The 21,529-nt window shown below is 66.1% G+C and carries 23 protein-coding genes; 7 read left to right on the top strand and 16 right to left on the bottom strand.

Annotated features, from left to right (window positions below; translation table 11 throughout):
* Positions 1 to 20: 20 nt before the first annotated feature.
* A complete protein-coding gene (gene putA / locus AC3RCE_RS11215; RefSeq protein ID WP_492255202.1) occupies positions 21 to 3,785 on the bottom strand; it encodes a trifunctional transcriptional regulator/proline dehydrogenase/L-glutamate gamma-semialdehyde dehydrogenase in 3,765 nt (1,254 codons plus the stop codon).
* A 143-nt stretch (positions 3,786 to 3,928) separates the two neighbouring features.
* Here putA and AC3RCE_RS11220 point away from each other — a divergent pair, with 143 nt between their 5' ends.
* From AC3RCE_RS11220 to rlmD, 3 genes are all read left to right on the top strand, one after another.
* Positions 3,929 to 4,402 carry an Lrp/AsnC ligand binding domain-containing protein gene (locus tag AC3RCE_RS11220; RefSeq protein ID WP_492255203.1) on the top strand — a complete coding sequence of 158 codons (474 nt, stop codon included), beginning with the start codon at positions 3,929 to 3,931 and terminating at the stop codon, positions 4,400 to 4,402.
* Positions 4,403 to 4,518: 116 nt separating this feature from the next.
* Positions 4,519 to 4,857, top strand: coding sequence for a hypothetical protein (locus AC3RCE_RS11225; RefSeq protein ID WP_492255204.1), 339 nt, complete (start codon positions 4,519 to 4,521; stop codon positions 4,855 to 4,857).
* 68 nt (positions 4,858 to 4,925) lie between these two features.
* Positions 4,926 to 6,389 (top strand): 23S rRNA (uracil(1939)-C(5))-methyltransferase RlmD, encoded by a 1,464-nt coding sequence (gene rlmD, locus AC3RCE_RS11230; RefSeq protein WP_218297560.1) that lies wholly within the window; start codon positions 4,926 to 4,928, stop codon positions 6,387 to 6,389.
* 71 nt (positions 6,390 to 6,460) lie between these two features.
* On the opposite strand, the gene AC3RCE_RS11235 is transcribed toward rlmD, so the two are convergent.
* A complete protein-coding gene (locus tag AC3RCE_RS11235; protein ID WP_492255205.1) occupies positions 6,461 to 6,838 on the bottom strand; it encodes a hypothetical protein in 378 nt (125 codons plus the stop codon).
* Positions 6,839 to 6,958: 120 nt separating this feature from the next.
* Positions 6,959 to 7,654, bottom strand: a complete 696-nt coding sequence (locus AC3RCE_RS11240) for a Bax inhibitor-1/YccA family protein (protein WP_010458089.1) — start codon at positions 7,652 to 7,654, stop codon at positions 6,959 to 6,961.
* Positions 7,655 to 7,877: 223 nt separating this feature from the next.
* On the opposite strand from AC3RCE_RS11240, the gene AC3RCE_RS11245 reads away from it, so the two are divergent.
* On the top strand, positions 7,878 to 8,285 hold the full coding sequence (locus tag AC3RCE_RS11245) for a GlcG/HbpS family heme-binding protein (RefSeq protein ID WP_218297558.1): 408 nt from the start codon (positions 7,878 to 7,880) through the stop codon (positions 8,283 to 8,285).
* Between the two features lie 251 nt (positions 8,286 to 8,536).
* Here the strand turns inward: AC3RCE_RS11245 and AC3RCE_RS11250 are convergent, their stop codons facing one another.
* From AC3RCE_RS11250 to AC3RCE_RS11290, 9 genes are all read right to left on the bottom strand, one after another.
* Entirely contained in the window at positions 8,537 to 8,764 is a 228-nt protein-coding gene (locus AC3RCE_RS11250; RefSeq protein ID WP_492255206.1) for a hemin uptake protein HemP, read from the bottom strand.
* 567 nt (positions 8,765 to 9,331) lie between these two features.
* The gene (locus AC3RCE_RS11255; RefSeq protein ID WP_218297556.1) at positions 9,332 to 9,742 is read right to left on the bottom strand and encodes an ExbD/TolR family protein; all 411 of its coding nucleotides are present in this window, start codon (positions 9,740 to 9,742) and stop codon (positions 9,332 to 9,334) included.
* A 3-nt stretch (positions 9,743 to 9,745) separates the two neighbouring features.
* Positions 9,746 to 10,465 carry a MotA/TolQ/ExbB proton channel family protein gene (locus tag AC3RCE_RS11260; RefSeq protein ID WP_218297555.1) on the bottom strand — a complete coding sequence of 240 codons (720 nt, stop codon included), beginning with the start codon at positions 10,463 to 10,465 and terminating at the stop codon, positions 9,746 to 9,748.
* Between the two features lie 39 nt (positions 10,466 to 10,504).
* Positions 10,505 to 11,194: an energy transducer TonB gene (locus AC3RCE_RS11265; protein WP_218297554.1), complete on the bottom strand. Its 690-nt coding sequence runs from the start codon at positions 11,192 to 11,194 to the stop codon at positions 10,505 to 10,507.
* A 98-nt stretch (positions 11,195 to 11,292) separates the two neighbouring features.
* Positions 11,293 to 11,565, bottom strand: coding sequence for a (2Fe-2S)-binding protein (locus tag AC3RCE_RS11270; RefSeq protein WP_218297553.1), 273 nt, complete (start codon positions 11,563 to 11,565; stop codon positions 11,293 to 11,295).
* 114 nt (positions 11,566 to 11,679) lie between these two features.
* Positions 11,680 to 12,807 (bottom strand): alpha-hydroxy acid oxidase, encoded by a 1,128-nt coding sequence (locus AC3RCE_RS11275; protein ID WP_492255207.1) that lies wholly within the window; start codon positions 12,805 to 12,807, stop codon positions 11,680 to 11,682.
* Positions 12,808 to 12,882: 75 nt separating this feature from the next.
* The gene (locus tag AC3RCE_RS11280; RefSeq protein WP_218297551.1) at positions 12,883 to 13,575 is read right to left on the bottom strand and encodes a Fe2+-dependent dioxygenase; all 693 of its coding nucleotides are present in this window, start codon (positions 13,573 to 13,575) and stop codon (positions 12,883 to 12,885) included.
* A gap of 105 nt (positions 13,576 to 13,680) precedes the next feature.
* A complete protein-coding gene (locus tag AC3RCE_RS11285) occupies positions 13,681 to 15,831 on the bottom strand; it encodes a TonB-dependent receptor (protein ID WP_492255375.1) in 2,151 nt (716 codons plus the stop codon).
* A gap of 322 nt (positions 15,832 to 16,153) precedes the next feature.
* A complete protein-coding gene (locus tag AC3RCE_RS11290; RefSeq protein ID WP_055402700.1) occupies positions 16,154 to 16,474 on the bottom strand; it encodes an SWIB/MDM2 domain-containing protein in 321 nt (106 codons plus the stop codon).
* A 366-nt stretch (positions 16,475 to 16,840) separates the two neighbouring features.
* Here AC3RCE_RS11290 and rraA point away from each other — a divergent pair, with 366 nt between their 5' ends.
* Complete coding sequence (gene rraA / locus AC3RCE_RS11295) at positions 16,841 to 17,356, top strand: ribonuclease E activity regulator RraA (protein WP_492255208.1); 516 nt, start codon at positions 16,841 to 16,843, stop codon at positions 17,354 to 17,356.
* Between the two features lie 32 nt (positions 17,357 to 17,388).
* Here the strand turns inward: rraA and AC3RCE_RS11300 are convergent, their stop codons facing one another.
* Positions 17,389 to 18,291 (bottom strand): DMT family transporter, encoded by a 903-nt coding sequence (locus AC3RCE_RS11300; protein WP_492255376.1) that lies wholly within the window; start codon positions 18,289 to 18,291, stop codon positions 17,389 to 17,391.
* An 88-nt stretch (positions 18,292 to 18,379) separates the two neighbouring features.
* Between AC3RCE_RS11300 and AC3RCE_RS11305 the strand changes: the two genes are divergently transcribed.
* Positions 18,380 to 18,802: a gamma-glutamylcyclotransferase family protein gene (locus tag AC3RCE_RS11305; RefSeq protein ID WP_492255209.1), complete on the top strand. Its 423-nt coding sequence runs from the start codon at positions 18,380 to 18,382 to the stop codon at positions 18,800 to 18,802.
* On the opposite strand, the gene AC3RCE_RS11310 is transcribed toward AC3RCE_RS11305, so the two are convergent.
* Positions 18,803 to 19,060 carry a hypothetical protein gene (locus AC3RCE_RS11310; RefSeq protein WP_492255210.1) on the bottom strand — a complete coding sequence of 86 codons (258 nt, stop codon included), beginning with the start codon at positions 19,058 to 19,060 and terminating at the stop codon, positions 18,803 to 18,805. It lies immediately after the preceding gene.
* On the opposite strand from AC3RCE_RS11310, the gene aceA reads away from it, so the two are divergent.
* Positions 19,059 to 20,390, top strand: coding sequence for an isocitrate lyase (aceA, locus tag AC3RCE_RS11315; protein ID WP_055402695.1), 1,332 nt, complete (start codon positions 19,059 to 19,061; stop codon positions 20,388 to 20,390). The genes AC3RCE_RS11310 and aceA overlap by 2 nt on opposite strands.
* A gap of 183 nt (positions 20,391 to 20,573) precedes the next feature.
* Here the strand turns inward: aceA and AC3RCE_RS11320 are convergent, their stop codons facing one another.
* Together AC3RCE_RS11320 and AC3RCE_RS11325 are read right to left on the bottom strand one after the other, a co-directional pair.
* On the bottom strand, positions 20,574 to 20,846 hold the full coding sequence (locus AC3RCE_RS11320) for a hypothetical protein (RefSeq protein ID WP_492255211.1): 273 nt from the start codon (positions 20,844 to 20,846) through the stop codon (positions 20,574 to 20,576).
* A 189-nt stretch (positions 20,847 to 21,035) separates the two neighbouring features.
* Positions 21,036 to 21,428, bottom strand: a complete 393-nt coding sequence (locus AC3RCE_RS11325; protein ID WP_218297545.1) for a GtrA family protein — start codon at positions 21,426 to 21,428, stop codon at positions 21,036 to 21,038.
* Between the last annotated feature and the right edge of the window lie 101 nt (positions 21,429 to 21,529).

Genomic DNA, 21,529 nt, shown 5'->3' on the forward strand with positions numbered 1-21,529 from the left:
ATCCTGCGGGCAAGGCCGCCTCAGCCAATCGTCATCAGGCTCGCGTTGCCGCCCGCGGCGGCGGTGTTCACGCTCAGTGCGCGCTCGATCAGCAGGCGCTCCAGCGGCACGTCGGTGGCGCCCGGGGGCAATGCGGTCACGCCCACGATGGGGCCGGGACGGCGGGCCAGCGCCTCGCACACCGCGTGCAGCGAAGCCGCATCGCCATGGTGCAGCACGGCGGACAGTTCGATGCGGCCGTCGTCCAGCACCTGATCCGCCACCGCGATGCTGGCCTGGACGGCCGGGGCAAGCTGTGCACGCAAGCCCGCCTGGGTGGAAGGCCACAGGGCCTTGCCGCCCGAGGCCAGCACGGCCGCGGTCTGCGTGAGCAGGTCGCCTTCGGCCTGGGCCAGGCACAGCACGCGGGGCCGGGGGGCCAGGGTGTAGACGTTGCGCTCACCCGTGGGGCCGGGCAGGGTGCGCGCCGTGCCGCTCTGGGTGGCGGAGGCGAACGCGCGGCAGGTGTCCGCCAGCGCGGGGCGGCCCTGCGTGTGTGCCCACTGCTCCAGTGCGTGCAGGGGCGCCAGCCAGGGTTCGCGCGCTGCCACGTCGGGTGGCGCCGTGCGGTCCACCGCGGCGAAGGTGCGTGCCAGCGCATCGGCCGGGCGCCGCGACAGCAGGCGCAGCAGGTACAGCGGCCCGCCCGCCTTCGGGCCCGTGCCCGACAGGCCCTCGCCGCCAAACGGCTGCACGCCCACCACGGCGCCCACCATGTTGCGGTTCACGTAGACGTTGCCCGCATGGGCGCGGTTCACCACGCGGGCGATGGTTTCGTCGATGCGGGTGTGCACGCCCTGCGTGAGGCCGTAGCCGGTGGCGTTGATCTGGTCGAGCAGCTGGTCCAGGTCGTTGCGGGCATAGCGCACCAGGTGCAGCACGGGCCCAAAGACCTCGCGCTGCAGTTCCTGGATGCCGTGGAGTTCAATCAGCGTGGGCGGCACGAAGGTGCCCTGGGCCGTTTCATCGGCGCTGCAGCGGCACTGCTGGAACACGCGATGGCCCCTGGCCTTGAGCGCATCGATGTGCGCGGTGATGCCTGCCTGGGCCTCGGCGTCGATGACCGGGCCCACATCGACCTGCAGCGCGCCCGGGTTGCCCATGCGCAGTTCACCCATGGCGCCCTTGAGCATTTCCACCACGCGGTCGGCGGCGTCCTCCTGCACGCACAGCACGCGCAGGGCCGAGCAGCGCTGGCCGGCACTGTCGAACGCGGAGGAGACCGCGTCGGCCACCACCTGCTCCACCAGCGCCGACGAGTCCACGATCATCGCGTTCTGCCCGCCCGTCTCTGCGATCAGGGGGATGGGGCGGCCGGCGGCATCCAGGCGGCCTGCGATGGCGCGTTGCAGGATGCGCGCCACGTCGGTCGAACCGGTGAACATGACGCCCATCACACGCGGGTCGCCGATCAGCCGGGCGCCCACGGTCTCGCCCTGGCCGGGCAGCAGCTGCACCACGCCGCGCGGCACACCCGCCTGCCACAGGATGCGCACGGCCTCGGCGGCGATCAGCGGGGTTTGTTCGGCCGGCTTGGCCAGCACGGGGTTGCCGGCGGCCAGGGCTGCGGCCACCTGGCCCATGAAGATGGCGAGCGGGAAGTTCCAGGGGCTGATGCAGGCCACGGGGCCCAGCGGAAGGTGGGTGGTGTTGTCGAAGGTGGATTCGACCTGCGCGGCGTAGTAGCGCAGGAAGTCCACCGCCTCGCGCACCTCGGCGACCGCGTTGCTGCAGCTCTTGCCTGCTTCGCGCATCAGCAGACCCAGCAGGGGCTGCATGCGGTCCTCCAGCAGGCCCGCGGCACGGTCGAGCGTGGCGGCGCGCTCGGCCGGGGGCGTCGCGGCCCACAAGGGGGCCGCCCGCAGGGCGTGTTGCAGGGCCGCATCCACGTCGGCGGCCGTGGCCTCCTGCACCTGGCCCACCACGTCGCGGTGGTCCGCGGGGTTGCGCACGGGCATCGGCGCGCCGGGCGCGGCGTCGGCGCCGAGCAAGGGGCCGGCGGTCCAGCCCTGGCTGGCGGTGGCCTGCAGGATCGCGTCCAGTTGCGCGAGGGTGTTCTCGTTCGACAGGTCGAGCCCGCGCGAGTTGGCGCGGTGCGGGCCGTACAGGCCCCGTGGCGTGGCGATGCGCGGGTGGGGCAGGCCTGCGCCGCCTTCTGCGGCGGCCTGCTGGTCCACCACCTCGACGGGGCTCTTCACCAGGTCCTCCAGCGCGATGGTCTCGTCGGCGATGCGGTTCACGAACGAGGTGTTGGCGCCGTTTTCCAGCAGGCGGCGCACCAGGTAGGCCAGCAGGGTCTCGTGCGTGCCGACGGGGGCGTAGATGCGGCAGGGCCGACCCAGCTTGCCGGCGGTGACGGCGCCCACCACCTGCTCGTACAGGGGCTCGCCCATGCCGTGCAGGCACTGGAATTCGTACTGGCCGGCATAGTAGTTGTGGCCCGCCAGGTGGTAGATGGTGGCGAGTGTTTCCGCGTTGTGCGTGGCGAACTGCGGGTAGATGGCCTCGGGCGCGGCCAGCAATTTCCTTGCGCAGGCGATGTACGAGATGTCGGTGTGCACCTTGCGGGTGTACACGGGGTAGTCGTCCAGCCCGTCGACCTGGGCGCGCTTGATCTCGCTGTCCCAGTAGGCACCCTTGACCAGGCGCACCATCAGTCGGCGCTGCGTGCGGCGCGCCAGGTCCACCACGTAGCCGATGACGAAGGGGCAGCGCTTCTGGTAGGCCTGGATCACGAAGCCGATGCCGTTCCAGCCGGCCAGCGAAGGCTCGTGGCACAGGCGTTCGAGCAGGTCCAGCGACAGCTCCAGCCGGTCGGCCTCCTCGGCATCGATGTTGATGCCGATGTCATAGCTGCGCGCGAGCTCGGTCAGGCGCAGCACCAGCGGGTACAGCTCGTCCATTACACGGGCGAACTGCGCGCGGCTGTAACGCGGGTGCAGGGCCGACAGCTTGATCGAGATGCCGGGGCCTTCATAGATTCCGCGTCCGGCGGATGCCTTGCCGATGGCGTGGATGGCTTGCTCGTACGACGCGTAGTAGCGCTGGGCGTCCTCGCTGGTCAGCGCGGCCTCGCCCAGCATGTCGTAGGAATAGCGGAAGCCCTCGCCTTCCATCTGGCGGGCGTTGGCCAGGGCTTCGCCAATGGTCTCGCCGGTCACGAACTGCTCGCCCATCATGCGCATGGCCATGTCCACGCCCTTGCGGATGAGCGGCTCCCCGCCCTTGCCGATCAGGCGGCCGAGCGATGCGCCCAGGCTGCCTTCGCTGTGCGTGGCCACCAGCTTGCCCGTGATGAGCAGGCCCCAGGTGGCCGCATTCACAAACAGCGAAGGGCTCTTGCCCAGGTGGGGTTCCCACTGGCCGTTGCTGATCTTGTCGCGGATCAATGCATCGCGCGTGGCCTTGTCGGGGATGCGCAGGAGCGCCTCGGCCAGGCACATCAGCGCCACGCCTTCTTGCGACGACAGCGCGAACTCCTGCAGCAATCCCTGCACGATGCCCGCGCGGCCCCCGGCGCTCTTGCGGCTGCGCAGGGCGCCCGCAATGCGCAGCGCCAGCTGCCCGGCCGCTTGCGCCATCGCCTGCGGCAAACGGGCCTGCGCCAGCAGCGGGGCCAGGGCCTCGGGCTCGGGGCGCCGGTAGGCCGCGGTGATGGCGGCGCGCAACGGGCTGACCAGGGGCGAGCGCGGGGCAAAGCCGGCGGGGCTGGTGGAAGAGGGCAGGGCGCCGATGGGCTGCGTCATGGCGTGTCTTTCGGTGGGTATCAAGGGTATTGGTGGTTGGGCCCCCAGGGCCTGCCGGGGGCGGCTGGATGCGATGATCCTTGGTCTGTGGATGAATAAATGGTCGAAAATAGGCGGTCTGTCAGAATAAATCACTATCCAAAATGACGATAGAAACCGATCTGGACCGTATTGACCGCAAGATTTTGTCAATCCTGCAGGAAGATGGGCGCATTGCCAATCTCAAGCTGGCGGACGCCGTCGCGCTGTCGCCCACCGCGGTGCTGGCGCGCGTACAGCGCCTCACGCGCGACGGCTTCATCCTGGGCTACGAGGCGCGGCTCAACCCGCTGAAGCTGGGGGCGGGCATGCTGGTGTTCGTGGAGGTGCTGCTCGACCGCACCACGCCGAATGTGTTCGACCAGTTCAAGGCGGCGGTGCAGGTGCATCCCGAGATCATGGAGTGCCACATGGTGGCAGGGGGGTTCGACTACCTGCTCAAGACGCGCTCGGCCGACATGAACGCCTACCGCGTGTTCGCGGGCGCGGTGCTGTGGCAACTGCCCGGGGTGCGCGAGACACGCACCTATGCGGTGATGGAAGAGGTCAAGCACACCAACCACCTGCACCTGCGTTGAAGGGGCGCGCGGGGCCCGGCGGTGCGCGACGCTGCCATGGAGCCACGGCTGCATTGGCTCGGCACGCCAAAGCCTCCATAATCCCAGGCAGACATGCCAGATCGAGGAGAAGAACCATGACCCGCTTCCCATACGCCACTGCCGCTGCCGCCGCGCTGCTGGGCGCCCTTTTCAGCCAGTCGGCCGCGGCTTCGTGCTACGTGGTCTACGGCCCCGACAAGGACATCGTGTACCGCGCGCCCGAACCGCCGGTGGACATGTCCTACCAGATCCACCAGACCCTGCCGCTGGTGGCGCCGGGCGCCACCCTGGTGTTCACGCCGGACAATTACAACTGCGACCTCACCGTCAACAAGCTGCCCCTGGCGTCCGCGCAGGGCGCCACGGGATCCATGGGATCCATGGGATCCATGGGATCCGTCGGCGGCCGCCCCGCGCGCGCGGACCGCGGCTGACCTGACCGAGCCGGCAGGCTGCGGCGATCCCCGGGCAGGCACCGGCCCGGGCCTGAGACAATCGGGGGATGAGCGAACCGAAAGAACTATCCCCCTCGTTTGAACCCACCGCGCAGGATTCCCACGGCGATCTGCCCGAGGGCTGGCTGCAGGTCCAGTCCATGGACCTGGATGCCCAGGGCGTCGCCCGCAAGCCCGACGGCAAGGTCATCTTCATCGACGGTGCCCTGCCGTTCGAGCTGGTCACCGCCAACACCCACCGCAAGAAGAACAACTGGGAGCAGGCTAGCCTGACGGCGATCCACCGCGAATCGTCGCAGCGCGTGCGCCCCGGCTGCCCGCACTTTGGCCTGCATGCCGGAGCCTGCGGCGGCTGCAAGATGCAGCACCTGCACGTGGGCGCCCAGGTGGCCGTCAAGCAGCGGGTGCTGGAAGACAACCTGTGGCACCTGGGCAAGGTCAAGGCCGGCACCGTGCTGCGCCCCATCGAAGGCCCCGCCTGGGGTTACCGCTACCGTGCGCGGCTGTCGGTGCGCCATGTGATCAAGAAGGGCCAGGTGCTGATCGGCTTTCATGAACGCAAGAGCCGCTACGTGGCGGACATGCAGCAGTGCCCCGTGTTGCCGCCCCATGTAGACGCCATGCTGATGCCCCTGCGGGCCCTGATCGCCGACATGGATGCGCGCGACACCTGCCCGCAGATCGAGCTGGCCTGCGGCGACAGCGTGACGGCCCTGGTGCTGCGCCATCTGGAGCCGCTGAGCGCCGGCGACATCGCCCGGCTGCGCGCCTTCGCCGCCGGGCACGGCGTGCAATGGTGGCTGCAGCCCAAGGGCCCGGACACGGTGAAGCTGCTCGAGGAGGGCGGCGAGCAGCTTTCCTATGCGCTGCCGGATTTCGGCATCACCATGCCGTTCAAGCCGACAGACTTCACGCAGGTGAACCCGCACATCAACCGCGTGCTCGTCTCCCGCGCGCTGCGCCTGCTGGACGTGCAGCCCCACGAGCGTGTGATCGACTGGTTCTGCGGCCTGGGCAACTTCACGCTGCCGCTGGCCACGCAGGCGCGCGAGGTGCTGGGCATCGAGGGCAGCGAGGCCCTGGTGGCCCGCTCGCGCGAGAACTATGCATTGAATCAGGCTGCAGCGCAGGACCATAAAGCGCTGGCAGCTACTGATTTTGTAGCGCGTAACCTGTTCGAGATGACCCCGGAGATGCTGGTGGCCGACGGCGCGGCTGACAAGTGGCTGGTCGATCCGCCCCGCGAAGGCGCGTTCGCGCTGGCCAAGGCGCTCGCCGACATCGAGCAGGCGCGCATCGGCGCCGAGGGCGCGGGCCCGCTGCCCGCCGGGGCCGAAGGCTGGACCCCGCCCAAACGCATCGTCTATGTCAGCTGCAATCCCGCCACGCTCGCCCGCGATGCCGGGTTGCTGGTGCATCTGGCGGGCTACCGCTGCACGGCGGCCGGCATGGTGAACATGTTCCCGCACACGGCGCACGTGGAAAGCATGGCGGTGTTCGACCGCGCCTGAGGGGAGAAAGGGCCGCCGCAGCCGGTGTGCGCCGGCCTGGCCGCGCGCGGGGGGAGAGCGGCCCGCTAGCCCTAGCTGCGGTTGCGGTTCGAAGCCGCGTCGCGGGGCTCGGTCTCGATATCGCCGGACCGGTCGGCGCGCTCGGGCTTCTCGACCACCTTGCCGAGCACCGAAGGCGTGCCTTCCAGCTTGTTTTCACGCATGTAGGCGTCCATGTCCTTCCACCCGGCGAACACCGAGGCCTTGGCGGCCTTGGGGTTCAGGGTGTAGCAGTCTTCCAGCCCGCGCAGCGCGTGGCGGCAGGCGCCGCCGATGGCCTTGGCTTCTTCCTCGCGCTGGACGATCCTGGGATCCGGGCCCAGGCCAGGGATCTTGTTGCAGGCGGCCAGCAGCAGGATGCTGCACAGGGCCAGCATGCGCAGTGCGGTGGAGCGGGTTTTGCGATACATGTGCTTGCATTATCGGCACGCCGGCCGCGCTATTGAGGGCTTGGCGGTGCGAAGCGCAAGAAAAAGGCTCCCGAAGGAGCCTTTTTGCCTTGAGGTGGCGCCCGGGAGCGCGCCACGGGGTCAGTCGCGCTCACCGCCCATGATGCCCAGCAGGGCCAGCAGGCTCTGGAACACGTTGAAGATGTCCAGGTACAGGGCCAGCGTGGCGCTGATGTAGTTGGTTTCGCCGCCGTCCAGGATCTGCTTCAAGTCATACAGCATGTAGGCGCTGAAGATGCCGATGGCAGCGACCGAGATCGCCATCATGCCGACCGAGGAGCCGACAAACACGTTGATGACGGCACCCACCATGAGCACCAGCGCGCCCACCATCAGCCACTTGCCCATGCCCGAGAGGTCGCGCTTGATCACGCTGGCCAGGCTGGCCATCACGAAGAACACGCCCGCGGTGCCGGCGAAGGCCGTCATGATGAGGTCGGTGCCGTTCTTGAAGCCCAGCACCATGCCGATGAGGCGTGAGAGCATGAGGCCCATGAAGAACGTGAAGGCCAGCAGCACGGGCACGCCGGCTGCCGAACGCTTGGTCTTTTCGATCGCGAACATGAAGGCGAACGCGCCGCCCAGGAACACGATCAGGCCCACGCCGCCGCGCAGCGACTGGGTGATGCCGGTGGCGACGCCGACCCATGCGCCCAGCACCGTGGGGATCATGCTCAGCGCGAGCAGCCAGTAGGTATTGCGAAGCACCTTGTGGCGCTCCTCCTGCGAGATGCCATAGCCCGCAGAGTGCCCCAGGGTGGTGACTTGGTCATTCATCTTGTGTCTCTCCTTGTTGGCCTGCACGACGCAGACAGTGCAAATTCTAGGTGGTGGCGGCTGGAGGCCTTCCAATATCCGCGTCCGGTCACCTACTTTTGGTAAGGGTTCTTTCACCCTGCATGGGGGTGAGGGGGTGGGCGTATGCCGCTATGCTTGCCGTCTTTCCCCCGCCGGCGCGGACCCTCGCGGCCCGGCATTCTTCTCCTTTGCGGGTATACCAATGAAAACCAAGCATGAACTCGAACTGGCCGACGTGAAGGCCATTGCCGCTGCCGCCGAAGCCGAGGCGCTCAAGAACCAGTGGGCCGTGACCATCGCCATCGTGGACGATGGCGGCCACCTGCTGTGGCTGCAGCGCCTGGATGGCGCCGCCGCGGTGTCGTCCCACATCGCCCCGTCCAAGGCCCGCACGGCCGCCCTGGGGCGCCGCGAGAGCAAGGTGTACGAGGACATCGTCAACGGCGGCCGCACGGCCTTCCTGAGCGCGCCCGCCATCGACGGCCTGCTGGAAGGCGGCGTGCCGATCCTCAAGGACGGCCAGTGCCTTGGCGCCGTGGGGGTGAGCGGTGTGAAGTCCACCGAGGACGCGCAGGTGGCGCGCGCCGGCATCGCCGCTCTGGGGCTTTGACGGGATTCCAGGGCGTGGGCCCGCAGGGGGCAGGGGGCTGAAGAGCTTTCAGGTCCTGTGCCCTCCAATGAAAAAACCGGCCCGCGAGGCCGGTTTTTTCATGGCGTGATGGAGAAATCTGGGGCGGGGATGGGACCGCAAAAAAAGCCTGGCTACGCGGGCGAACCCGTTGGCTGGCAAAAACGACCCTTTCGAGCTTGTAGCAAGCCCGGGAGTCGCCCCACGATGAAACTTGGAGCCGCTGCCAGGGACTACTTGGTCAGGATCAGCTTGCCCAGCTTGGTTGCCTGCAGACGATACACCGATCCGTTGTGGCTGATGGCCACGGCCTTCTGGCCTTGCAGCAGGGAGCTGCTGTCCACGGCGGCGGTAGGGGTGTTGGGCTCGGTGCGTTGGCTGGCCAGTCCGTCGGCGTGCGAAACCCCCTTGCTGGCGGAGGCGGGGCGCAGGATCGAAGCGGCGGTCAATGTGGCTTGCATGAGGTTGTTCCTGGTGCGTTGCAGTGCGTTTTGCTAATGATAACGATTCGCAATTACAAGTCAAGCGACAGGAGTGTTTCTTTTTGTTCTTCTGGGTGAGGCATTTGATTTTGAATGGTGCGCCGCTGGTTTTGGCATCGATTTACGCAGCCTCAAGTGGGAAAGTAGGTCAAGCAGCCGGGGGGAAACGGAAACGGTCACGTCTCGGGCGGCGGGTGTCACCCCGCTCCGACGGGAACCGCCCAGGTGTGAACTGACCCCGGATGCGGCGCCGCTGTGGGTCAGTCTTGGCAGAGACCACTGTGGGGTCTCTGCAGGGACCCGCCTCTCCACCGCCGGGCGAGCCGCTTCAGAGGATGAAGGAAGCCAGGGCGTTCTCGGCGCCCGAGCGGGTCACTGGGGGACGGAAGAATTTCACATCCCCCCGCCGACATCGGGCTGGGCAGGAAAAACGACCCAAAGACGAACAAACCCGGCGCGTCCTCTGCAGCCAATGGTGCAGCGGCCGGGCCGGGCGGGTTTTTGGCGCGCAGGACGCTGGCGGATTGGCTGACTGATTGACTGTCGTCAGGGCGCGGGGTCGGTCACGAAACCGATCTTGCGCACGCCAGCGCGTTGCGCGGCGGCCATGGCCTGGGCCACGCGCTCGTAGCGCACTTCCTTGTCGCCGCGGATGTGCAGGTCGGGCTGCGGCTCCTTGGCCGCCTCGACCTGCAGGCGCGGGAAGAGTTCTTCCTCCGTGACCTGCGACTCGTTCCAGTAGTACTTGCCGTCGGCCGATACCGACAGGCGCACCGTCTCGGGCTTGATGTTCTCGGGCTGGTTGGTGGCGCGTGGCAGGTCCACGTTCACCGAGTGCTTCATGACGGGCACGGTGATGATGAAGATGATGAGCAGCACCAGCATGACGTCCACCAGCGGCGTCATGTTGATCTCGTTCATCACGTCATCGGCATCGTCTTGCGTTCCGAAAGCCATGGCTCAGCCGCCTTTCTTCATGGGCAGCACCTTGCCCTGTTCGCCCGCCGCGCTCACGCGGGCGCCGGTGACGAAGTAGGCGTGCAGGTCGTGGGCGAAGCTGTTGAGGCCGCCCAGGATGGACTTGTTGCCGCGCACGAGGGCGTTGTAGCCCAGCACGGCGGGGATGGCCACGGCCAGGCCCAGGGCGGTCATGATCAGCGCTTCGCCGATGGGGCCGGCCACCTTGTCGATGGTGGACTGGCCCGAGGTGCCGATGGCCAGCAGCGCGTGGTAGATGCCCCAGACGGTGCCGAACAGGCCGATGAAGGGGGCGGTGGAGCCGACCGAGGCCAGGATGGCCAGGCCCGACTGCAGGCGCGAGGTGAACTCGTCGATGCAGTTGCGCAGGCAGCGGGTGACCCAGTCGCTCACGTCCAGCGTGTCGTGCAGGTGGGCCTTGGTGTTGCGGTGGTGGGCGGTGGCTTCACGGCCTTCCAGCGCCAGGTGGCGGAAGGGGTTGGTAGGGTCCGTGCCCAGCTTGGTCAGGCCGGCGGCGAAGTCCTCGCTGTGCCAGAAGTCCTGCGCGGTGCGTGCGTGCTTCTTGAACTTGATGATGTCCAGCGCCTTGATGAGGATGACGATCCACGAAGCCAGCGACATGGCCAGCAGCAGGATGGCGACGGCGCGGGTGACGAAGTCACCCTGGATCCAGACGTTGGCGATGCCGAATTGCGATTCCATGAGAAAAACTCCCTAAAGCGGTGATTTGCGGTGATTTGGTTATTCGAGAACGAAGTTGACAGGGACCAGGTTCCACATGGTCTCGGGCACGCCGTTGCGTTTGCCGGGCACGAAGCGCCAGCGCATGACGGCTTCCTGGGCCTGTCGGTCCAGCCGGTCGAAGCCGCTGGACTTGTTGATTTCGACCTTCTGGGGCAGGCCGTCGGTGCCGATCAGTACCCGCAGCACCACCTTTCCCTGCTCGCCCATGCGCTTGCTGATGGCCGGATAGCTGGGTTTGGGGTTGTTCAGGTAGGCGGCGTCGCTGGACGGCAGTTCGATCTTGGGCGGCGCGGGGGGCGCTGGAGGGGCTGGCGCCGGTGCGGGCGGGGCCATGGGCGCCTCGATGGGCGGTGCCGGCGGCTGCGGGGTGGTGATGCCCGTGGGGGCATTGGGGGCGGGCGTGGGGTCCGCGATGGCCACCGGCATGGGTGCGGGGCGCGGGGCGGCCTTCGGGGCCGGCTTGGGAGGGGGTGGCGGCGCGGGAGGCGGTGGCGTGACCTTGGGGGGCGCGGGTGGTGCGATGAATTCCGTCAGCAATTCCGCCGGCACGATGACTTCGGCCGCGCGGCGCAGCAGGCCCGACTGCAGGGCCCAGAGGCCCGCAACATGCAGTGCGACGACGGAGCCCACGATCACGGTGTTGCGGCTGAACCCCCCGGGGGTGGCAAAACGATCTGGGTGAGACATAAAAATGATAGCAGCTAGCGCTTGTGGATCAAGCGCTAGCGCCCTAAAAGACCTTGATTATTTGCGAAAGATCCACCAGGCCGAGCCTGCGACGAGGATCAGGCTGCCAGCGAGCGTTGAGAGGAGTTCCATGACTTGCTTTCCAGGATGGAGCTGGCAAGCTGGATCGTTTGCGGCGCTGCCTCATTGTGCAGGGCCGCCACCGGATTCGATGCGCTGCACTGTGCCACCACGTCGCGGGCACAGCTTTCGCAGCATCCGCATTGGGTGGCCACGCCCAGCTCGAACTGGATTTCGTCAAAGCTCATGCCCGCACGTGCGTGGCGGGCAATCTCACGGTCGGAAATCCGGCGGCAAACACAGACGATCATGGCGGCAGGCAGTGTGGCTGGCTGTTGAAGGTGTCGCCATTATAAATAAGAATCTATCGCATTTGCAATAAGCCATTTCTGCCATGAGGGAGAAACCGGCGCAAAGCCGCCGCCTCAGCCGGGGCTGCCTGCGGTGAGCAAGGCTGGCGTGGCGTCTGCCAGCGTGGCGCAGCCGGTGAGCGCCATGGCGATCTCGAGCTCGTCGCGCAACAGGCGCAGCACGTGGGCGACGCCGGTGGCCCCCGCATTGGCCAGCCCCCAGACGGCCGGGCGCCCCACCAGCACGGCGGATGCCCCCAGCGCCATCGCTTTGAGCACGTCGGTGCCGCGCCGGATGCCGCCATCCACCAGCACCGGCAGTGCGCCGCCCACGGCCTGCACCACGCGCGGCAGGGCGGTGGCCGTGGCCGGGGCGGTGTCCAGCGTGCGCCCGCCGTGGTTGGACACGATGACGCCCGCAACGCCGGCCGCCACGGCCTGGCGCGCATCCGCCGGGTGCAGCACGCCTTTGAGCAGCACGGGGAGCCGGGTCACGGACTGCAGCCACGCCACGTCGTCCCACGTGGGGGCGTGGTGCAGCAGCCCGTCGAACAGCGCGCTCTGGTCCGCGCCGAGGGGTGGGGTGGGCGGCGCCCGCATGCCGGCCAGATTGACGGGGCCGATGCCGGGCGGCAGGCGAAAGCCCGTGCGGCGCTCCCGGTCGCGTGCGCCGCTGGCGGGCGCGTCCACGGTCAGCACCAGGGCTTCGTACCCTGCGGCCTCGGCGCGCTGTGCCAGTGCGCGGGTCAAGCCACGGTCTGGCTGCAGGTACAGCTGAAACCACAGCGGACCGCGGCCGGGGTCGGGCAGTACGGCCTGAGCAATGCTCTCCAGCGACACGCTCGCCTGGGTGCTCAGCACCACCCCCGCGCCCAGGGCCGCAGCCGCGTAGGCCATCGCCAACTCGCCGTCGGCGTGGGCCAGGCGCTGAAAGGCGACGGGTGCCAGCAGGATGGGGTGTGCCAGCGTGCGGCCCAGCAGCTGGACGCGGGTGTGCCCGCCCGCCAGCGGACGCAGCACGCGGGGCCACAGGGGCAGGGCGTCCCATGCGCTGCGGTTGCTGCGCAGGCTGATCTCATCGGCCGCGCCGCCACTGAAGTAGGCCCAGGCGTTGTCGTCCAGGTGCTGCCGGGCCTGCTGCTCGTGGTCGGCCAGGCTGACCATGCCCGGAGGAAGCTGTTGGCGTGCGGGGACGTGGGTCATGGCAATGAAAAAAGCACCTGGCGCTTGTTCAGAGCGCGCAAGGTGCTATCAATAAAGGAGCGAAAGGGGCGGCGCTCACACGTCGGCCCACATGCGCAGCAGGTTGTGGTACGTGCCCGACAGGGCGATGACCGAAGGATCCGTTTCACCCACGCTCTGGCGCAGCCGCAGCAGGGCCATGTCCATGTCGAACAAGAGCTGGCGCTGCTCCAGTCCGCGCACCATGCTTTCCACCCAGAAGAAGCTGCTGATGCGGTGGCCGCGGGTGACGGGCGACACCTGGTGCACGGTGCTGCTGGGGTACAGGATCATGTCGCCGGCCGGCAGCTTGATGCGTTTTTCGCCCCAGGCTTCGGTGGCGACCAGTTCGCCGCCGTCGTATTCGTCCGGCGGGGTCAGGAACAGCGTGCACGACAGGTCGCTGCGCACCCAGCAGCTGTCTGCCTTGGAGTGCATGACGGCGCTGTCCACATGGCGGCCATAGAAGTTGGCGCCGTCGCCGTAGTTGTTGAACAGCGGGTTGTAGATGCGCCGGGGCAGGGCGGCCGAGAAGAACAGCGCATTGCGGGCCAGCGCGGCCTTGACGATGCCTTGCAGCTGGGCCGACAGCTCGCTGCCCTGCGCGAGTTGCAGGTTGTTCTTCTGGTGCACGGCCTGGCTGCCCGCGCTGCGGGCGCCATCCACCCAGGGGGTGTCGGCCGCCCAGAGCTTTTGCCGGAACAGGGCGACCTCTTCGGCCGTCAGTACGTCTTTGATGTGCAGGAACATGGGGCCTGATTGTGACTCCGCCCCAATGAAGGGGCGGTGTCGTTTCGTCAAAACATCGGCGCTTTCAGTGCGTCAGCAACGCACCACAGGCGCATCGCATGCGCATCAGAAGCGCGTCTTGAGCGACAGCTGCACGGAACGCGCCGTGCCCGGCGTGTAGAAGCCGCGGTACAGGCCGTCCGCATAGGTGCGGTCGAACAGGTTGTTGACGTTGAGCTTCAGCGTGGTCCTGTCGTCGAACGCGTATTCGACCATGGCGTCCATCACCGCGAAGCCGCTGGCGTACACGGCACGCGAGCCTTCGGGGTTTTGCTTGCCGCGGTAGGTCACGCCCGCGCCCACGCGCACCTTGGAGGTGACGGCGTAGGTCGTCCACACGCTGCCGCTGTGCTTGGGCGTGAGGCCTGGGCGGTCGCCTTGCGCCTGGGCACCACCGCCGTTGGCGGGCACCACCACATTGCTGTGGTCGATCTTGGCTGAGGGGATCCAGGTGTGGTTGGCGAACAGTTCCCACTGGGGCGTCAGGCGGCCGGCGAGGTTGAATTCCATGCCGGTGGCGTGGCGCTTGCCGGACAGCAGCTCTTGCTGGGCTGCGGTGTCGGGGTCGGTGTTGCGCTCGTTGTACTTCTGGCTGTAGAACGCGGCCACACCCAGCAGGGCACGGCGCTCGAACAGCTCGAACTTGCTGCCGATCTCGAAGTTGCGGCTCTTTTCAGGGTCGGTGTTGGCCGTGCGCGCCGTGCCGGCGCCGGGGTTGCCGAACTGGTACGTGTCGCCCGAGGTGTTGTACGAGGTGCCGTACGACACGTAGTACGAGGTCAGCTCGGTAGGCTGGAACAGAAGGCCCACGCGGGGGCTGACCAGGCTGTCGGAGCGGGAGTTGCTCAGCGCGCCGGTGGCGTTCTTGTAGGAAGCCCTGAAGTTGTCGTAGCGCAGGCCGCCCACCAGCTTCAGGGTGTCGTTGATCGCGACCGTGTCCTGGAAGTACAGGCCCAGGTTGCGCGAGGTGAAGGTATTCCACTGCACCGGTGCGCGGCCGTCGGCCACCCAGGCGCCATCGTTGGGCGAGCCCACGGTGGTGTTGGGGCGCGGCGTGGTGTTGGCGTAGTTCTGGTTGCGCTTGGCATCGTCGTCGTAGTAGTCGACGCCGGCCAGCACCGCGTGCTTGCGGCCGCCCCAGTTGAAGGTGTTGTTGTAGTCGCTTTGCACCTGCAGCACTTCGCTCTCGCCCAGGCGGCCCTTGGAGCCACGGGTCAGCACGGTGCTGCCATTGATCTGGCCCAGCGTGATGTTGCCGTTCTGAAAGCCGATGGTGCTGGCCAGCAGGTCGCGCTCGTACTTGCCGTAGCGCAGGCGGGTGGTCAGCTCGCCGTTGTCGTCGAAGCGGTGGATGTGGCCCAGCGTCACGTACTGCGATGAGGTGTCGTTGTGGTCGCTGGCCAGGCCGTAGTAGTTGCGGGCATCCAGCGGCGTGTTGATCTTGCCGTCGACCACGCGCCAGGGGTGGTTGTACAGCGGACGGCCCTTGGATTCGAGGTAGTACAGGCCGATGGAGAATTCATCGCGCGTGCCGATGCCCCAGGCGAAGGTGGGCGCAATGCCGCGCTTGTCCTGCTTGGCGCCGTAGTTGTCGTACTCCTGCACCATGGCGTTCAGGCGGAAGGCCGCGTTTTCGCCGGTCTTCCAGTTGAAGTCGCCCGTGGCGCGGTGGAACTGGCCAGTGCCGAAGGTGTAGCTGGCTTCGTGCTGGTCGATCAGCAGCGGGTACTTGTTGACCTGGTTGACGATGCCGCCGGTCGAGCCCTTGCCGAACAGCATGGAGGCCGAGCCCTTGAGGACTTCGATGCGGTCGTTGTTGAACGTGTCGCGCTCGATCAGTGGAGCGTCCTTCATGCCGTCCACATAGATGTCACCGGCCAGGCCCAGCGAGAAGCCGCGCATGCGCACGTCTTCTTCACCCGTTTCGCCCGACTGGAAGGTCACGCCCGCCGTGGTGCGCAGCACCTCGCGGAAGTCGTCCTGGTTGCGGTCGTTCATGAGCTTTTCGGTGAACACCGTCACGGACTGGGGGATGTCCTTGATGTCCTGGTTGCCCTTGCCGACGGTGGTCTTCTTGAGCAGCAGGGTGTCCTTGCCTTGCACTTCGGCCGCTTCCTGTACCGTCACGGTGGACATGGTGGCTTCCGGTGTGCCGGACTGGGCCATGGCGCCCATGGAGGCGGCCAGCATCAGGGCGCCCAGGGGCAGCAGGGCCATGTCGGACGATGCGCCGGTGGCGGTGGAAACAGGGGATGCGGTTTGACGCAGCGCGGTGCTGCGGCGCTGAGCGCGTGATTTTGCCAAGATGGACTCCGTCGATGGGGGATGTGCAGGTCGGCGCCCGATGTGCGCCGCAAACGAGCCGGATGCAATGACGCTTGTGAGAAATACGTCACAAAGTCATGCTTCTTCGTGCATCTTTATGTTACATCGAATGAGGGTCATTCTCATTTGCATTGATGTTTACACGCCACACTTTGCCTGGGTACGGACGAAAAAAAGCCGGCAGAGCCGGCTTTTTCGGGGGGGCGCGAAGCGCTTACTTGACGTGCTTGCCAATGAGGCCGGCGAGTTCAAACATCGACACCTGGGGCTTGCCGAACAATTCCTTGAGCTTGGCGTCGGCATTGATGTTGCGCTTGTTGGTGGCGTCCTGCAGGTTGTTGGCCTTGATGTAGACCCACAGCTTGCTGATGATCTCCGTGCGCGGCAGCGGTGCCGAGCCCACCACGGCGGCCAGCGCGGGGCTGGGCGTGAGCGCCTTCATGAAGGCAGCGTTGGGGGTGCGCTTCTTGGCGGGGGCAGCAGCCGTCTTGGCTGCGGGGGCTGTTTTTGCCGGAGCTTTTTTTGCAGTTGCCATGTTGGGTTTTCCTTGTTGGAAGTAAATTTTCACCAGCGAAAACTAGGCTGTCCCACTGGCAGGCTGATGCTACTGGGAAAAAAACGCGTTTCCAAGGGAGAAACGGCTTTTTTTGCCTCGATTTGTAGCCGTGGCGCCGCGTGCGGGCCAATAAGTCGCGTGCGCGGCGCTCCTGCCTTGACAAAGCGGTGCGTGCGCACGCGTTTTCCCTATGGCAGCGCAGGCCTGGATGGCGTCCGGGAGGTCTGTATGACAATGCCGGACGCACCACGGCGCCGGTGGCCCGCCCGAAGCTGGAAACGGACCGCTGGCGGCAGGTCCCGTCCCGTCTCTTTCCTTCTTTTCCTGTTTGAAAGGCCTTTGAAAATGACCGCTGCACTTCCTGTCAACGCATTCAGCACCTGCGATTTCTGCGATGTGCACAAGGGGGACATGGGCGGGGCCTTTCGTGTGCTGCCCCCGGTCTTCCAGAGCTTTGGCGGTGTGGCTGCGTTCGCGGGCGCGGTCAGCACCGTCAAGTGCCACGAGGACAACACCCACGTGAAGGCCGCGGTGGAGTCGCCTGGAGAGGGCCGCGTGCTGGTGGTGGACGGCGGGGCCTCGCTGCGCCGGGCGCTGGTGGGCGGCAACCTGGCCGCCGCCGCGGCACGCAATGGCTGGGCGGGCCTGGTGGTCGATGGCTGCGTGCGCGATCTGGCCGAGCTCAATGCGGCCGCCGTGGGCATCCGCGCATTGGCGCTGATGCCGCTGCCCACCGAGCGGCGGGGCGAAGGGCAGCGCGACGTCGCGGTGCAGATCCAGGGCGTCTGGGTGCGGCCGGGCGACTGGCTGTATGCCGACTCAGACGGCATCGTGGTCAGCGCGGGGCCCCTGGCTGCATGAACGGGGGGAGGCCGCAGGCCGTAGGCCGCGCCTCAGCTGGCACGCCGGCCCACGCGCAAGGCAGCGCGTGAGGGCAGGGTGGCCATCAGCACGCTGGCCAGGGCAATGGCAAATGCCGCCCATTGCAGGCCTGTGAGCGATTCGCCGAGCACCAGCACGCCCACGAGGGCCGCGCTGACAGGCAGCATCACCGAAAAAACGCCCCCCTGCGCCGCCGGGACGGCCTTGAGGCCGGTCATCCACAGCCAGACCGTCCACACGCAGGCGGCCAGCGCGTAGAACACCAGCAGCGTCCACGTGCCCCAGCCCACGGCGGCAAAGTCGAATTGCCAGGCCGCATACAGGCCGAAGGGGGTGGACAGCACGAAGCCCCACAGGTTGATGAGCGAGGTGATGCGTTTGGGCCCGAGGCTGCCCGTGAGCTTCTTTCCGATCACCGTATAGGCGGCCTCGCACACCACGGCACCCACCAGAAGCAAGGGGCCCAGCCATGCCAGATCTTGCATGTTTTGGGCATCTGGCGCTTGTGCAATGTGTGCTGATTGCTCTTGTTTTGATAGCGAAAACAAGACAATGCCGGCCACTGCGCAGGCCACGGCCGCCCAGGTGCGCGGCGCGACCTTCTCGCGCAGGAAGACCCAGCCCATCACGGCCACCGCAGCAGGTATCGCGGCCAGGGTGACGCCGGCCGAGACGGCGTTGGTCAGGCTCACGCCGTACAGCATGCAGACGGTGAACAGGAAGTTGCCCAGAAACGATTGCAGAAACAGCAGCCGCCGGGTTTGCCGTGTGAGCGGGGGTTCCTCCACAGGCTTTCTGAGCCAGTGCAGCATCGCCACGCCGCCAATGCCAAAGCGCAGCCATGCGAGCAGGAACACGGGCAGTGCCGTCGCCAGGGGCTTGGACAGTGCCACATAGCTGCCGACCAGCGCCATGCTGAGGGCCAGGCACACGTAGGCGAAGGGGCGGCTGGGCGTGGTGTTCACTAGACTGGTGATCGTTCAACGAAAAAGAGTGCGCATCATGCCCGACGAATCCGTGCCCGTCCCCCCTGCACGCCATGTCTTTGTCTATGGAACGCTGCGGCGCGGCGGCACCAACGACATCAACCGCCTGCGGCCGGCGCCAAGGTTCATCGGGATGGCCCGGGTGGCGGGCAGCCTCTATCACCTCGGGGGGTATCCCGGCATGACGCTGGGTGGAGGGCGGTGGGTGACCGGCGAGGTCTATGCCATCGCGCCGGCGCTGGAATCCGTTCTGGACGATATCGAGGACCTGGGCGCCAATCCGAGCGACGAATATGCCAAGCGCGGCATCGTGGTCGAGGTCGAGGGACGCAGCGTTCCCTGCCTGGTCTATGAGATCAACCCGAGGTATGTGGAGTCCGCCCAGCGCATCGCCGGGGGGGATTGGCTGCAGGCTCTGCAGCCGCCAGCCGATTCCTGATCAATCTTTTGCAATGCGGAAATTGGATTTCATAATTTGGAATACGATAGATGTTGCATTGCCGCAATTTTTCTCGATATGAGAAATCAATTTCTGTATTGAGAAATGTTGTGTGTAAGCTGTTGTTTTGAAAGAAGAAAATTTATCTCTTCTATAAGACATAAGAGCTTGCGCAGGTCTTATAGAAGACTTAAAGTTGTCCCCAAGGGCAGCACGCAGCAGCCCGGCGTTTTCAACCAACCCCTGGAGTGATCTCATGCCCCAATCCCTCAACGAACAACTGAGCCGCGAACAGCAAATTGCCGCCCTGGAAAAAGACTGGGCGACCAACCCCCGCTGGAAGGGTGTGAAGCGCGGCTACTCCGCCGCTGACGTGGTGCGCCTGCGCGGCTCGCTGCCCATCGAGCACACGCTGGCCAAGCGTGGCGCTGAAAAGCTGTGGGACAAGATCAACGGCGGCGCCAAGAAGGGCTACGTGAACGCGTTTGGCGCCATCTCCGCCGGCCAGGCCATGCAGCAGGCCAAGGCAGGCCTCGAAGCCGTGTACCTGTCGGGCTGGCAAGTGGCCGCCGACGGCAACACCAGCGAAACGATGTACCCCGACCAGTCGCTGTACGCATATGACTCGGTGCCGACCATGGTCCGCCGCATCAACAACACCTTCAAGCGTGCCGACGAAATCCAGTGGGGCCGTGGCATCAACCCCGGCGACAAGGAATTCATCGACTACTTCCTGCCCATCGTGGCCGATGCGGAAGCCGGTTTCGGCGGCGTGCTGAATGCCTTCGAACTCATGAAGAACATGATCCAGTCGGGCGCCGCAGGCGTTCACTTCGAAGACCAGCTGGCGGCCGTGAAGAAGTGCGGCCACATGGGTGGCAAGGTGCTGGTGCCCACGCAGGAAGCCTGCGAGAAGCTGATTTCCGCACGTTTCGCGGCCGACGTGATGGGCGTGTCCACCATCGTGCTGGCCCGCACCGACGCCGAAGCCGCCAACCTGATCACGTCCGACCACGACGCCAACGACAAGCCTTTCCTGACTGGTGAGCGCACGCAAGAAGGCTTCTACCGCGTCAAGAACGGCCTGGAGCAAGCCATCAGCCGTGGCGTGGCCTACGCCCCCTACGCCGACCTGGTGTGGTGCGAAACCGGCGTGCCGGACATCGGCTTCGCCCGTGAATTCGCCCAGGCCGTGCACGCCGCCTGCCCCGGCAAGCTGCTGTCGTACAACTGCTCGCCATCGTTCAACTGGAAGAAGAACCTCAACGACAAGCAGATCGCTTCGTTCCAGGAAGACCTGTCGGCACTGGGCTACAAGTACCAGTTCATCACGCTGGCCGGCATCCATATCAACTGGTTCAACACCTTCCAGTTCGCCCATGCATACGCCCAGGGCGAAGGCATGAAGCACTACACCGAAATGGTGCAAGAGCCAGAATTCGCAGCACGCGAAAAGGGCTACACCTTCGTGTCGCACCAGCAGGAAGTGGGCGCAGGCTACTTCGACGACGTGACCACGGTGATCCAGGGTGGCTCGTCCTCCGTGAAGGCCCTGACGGGTTCGACCGAAGAAGAGCAGTTCCACTGATCCGGCGTCCCCCGCACAGGGGGATGGGGAGACAGCAAGACAAGAAAGCCACCCTGCGGGGTGGCTTTTTTCATGGGGTTTCGCCGCAGCTTCCACCGCTCCTCGAATGGCAAGCTGGCGGGCCCCGCAGCGAGGTGCCCGCTCTGCGGGGTGAAGGTGGGCACTACCGCTGTCACGGCGCAGCTACAGCGATGAACAGACCGGGAATGCCAGCACGGCGTAGGCAAGCGCACACCGCGGGCCGAAACAGGCGCTGATGTTCCTCCACAGGTACCACACCGACAACGCGAAGAGGATGCCGAAGGCGATGAATACGGAAACTTCGCTGTCCCGGATCAGCAAGGGGGCCGCGAGCAGATAGTAAAACCCGGGGGGCAGGCTCAGGCGTTCTCCAAAAAGTGGAGGGCCGCGCAAGGGCCATTCGCCGTTGTGGATCAGCTTCCGTGCAATTTCCATGTCCCTGATCTGATCCGGGCCGTGGAACGTGATGTCGTAAAAATAGATCTGGATCGCGCCCAGCAGCGCAATGAAGAGCAGTGCAATCCAATGACTCGGCGATCTCGGCAGATGGAGGAGGGGGTGCTGTCGGCATGTCTTCTGTTTCCATGTGGATGTTCTTGGCAGACAGCTATCTGCCGTGTGGCATCAACGGGACGGGGCTTTCTGGGTGAAGGTCCAGGCGTTGTTCAGAACAAAATTGTTGAGTGCGACGGCGCCCACGGCGAAGAAGGCTCCCCATCCGTACCACAGGCCCAGATAGTCCGTGAACAGCTTGATGATGAGGATGTTCAGGCCCAGTCCGATCACCGAGACGATGCAGTACTTGACGAGCGATGCCCAATAGCTTCCGGTGAAGCCGAACGTCCATATCCTGTTCATTGCGTAGGAGATCAGCAGCGCCACCAGAAACCCGGCGGTGGTGGCGACGACAGGGCCCGCGAAATCGAATTCCACCAGGAGGAAGAGCGTGGACATGTGCGACACCGCCCCGATAACGCCCACGACGCCGTAGCGAAGGAGCTTTGATAGCTTTGGCATGGCAGTGGCGGGTATCCGTAATTGTGAGTGTGGGCTTGCGGCAGGCGGTGGCGGAAGGGCTGTTGCCACAAAGGTTTGCTTTCACCGGCCGTCTGCTGGCA

The organism is Acidovorax sp. GW823-FHT05D11 (assembly GCF_058795695.1).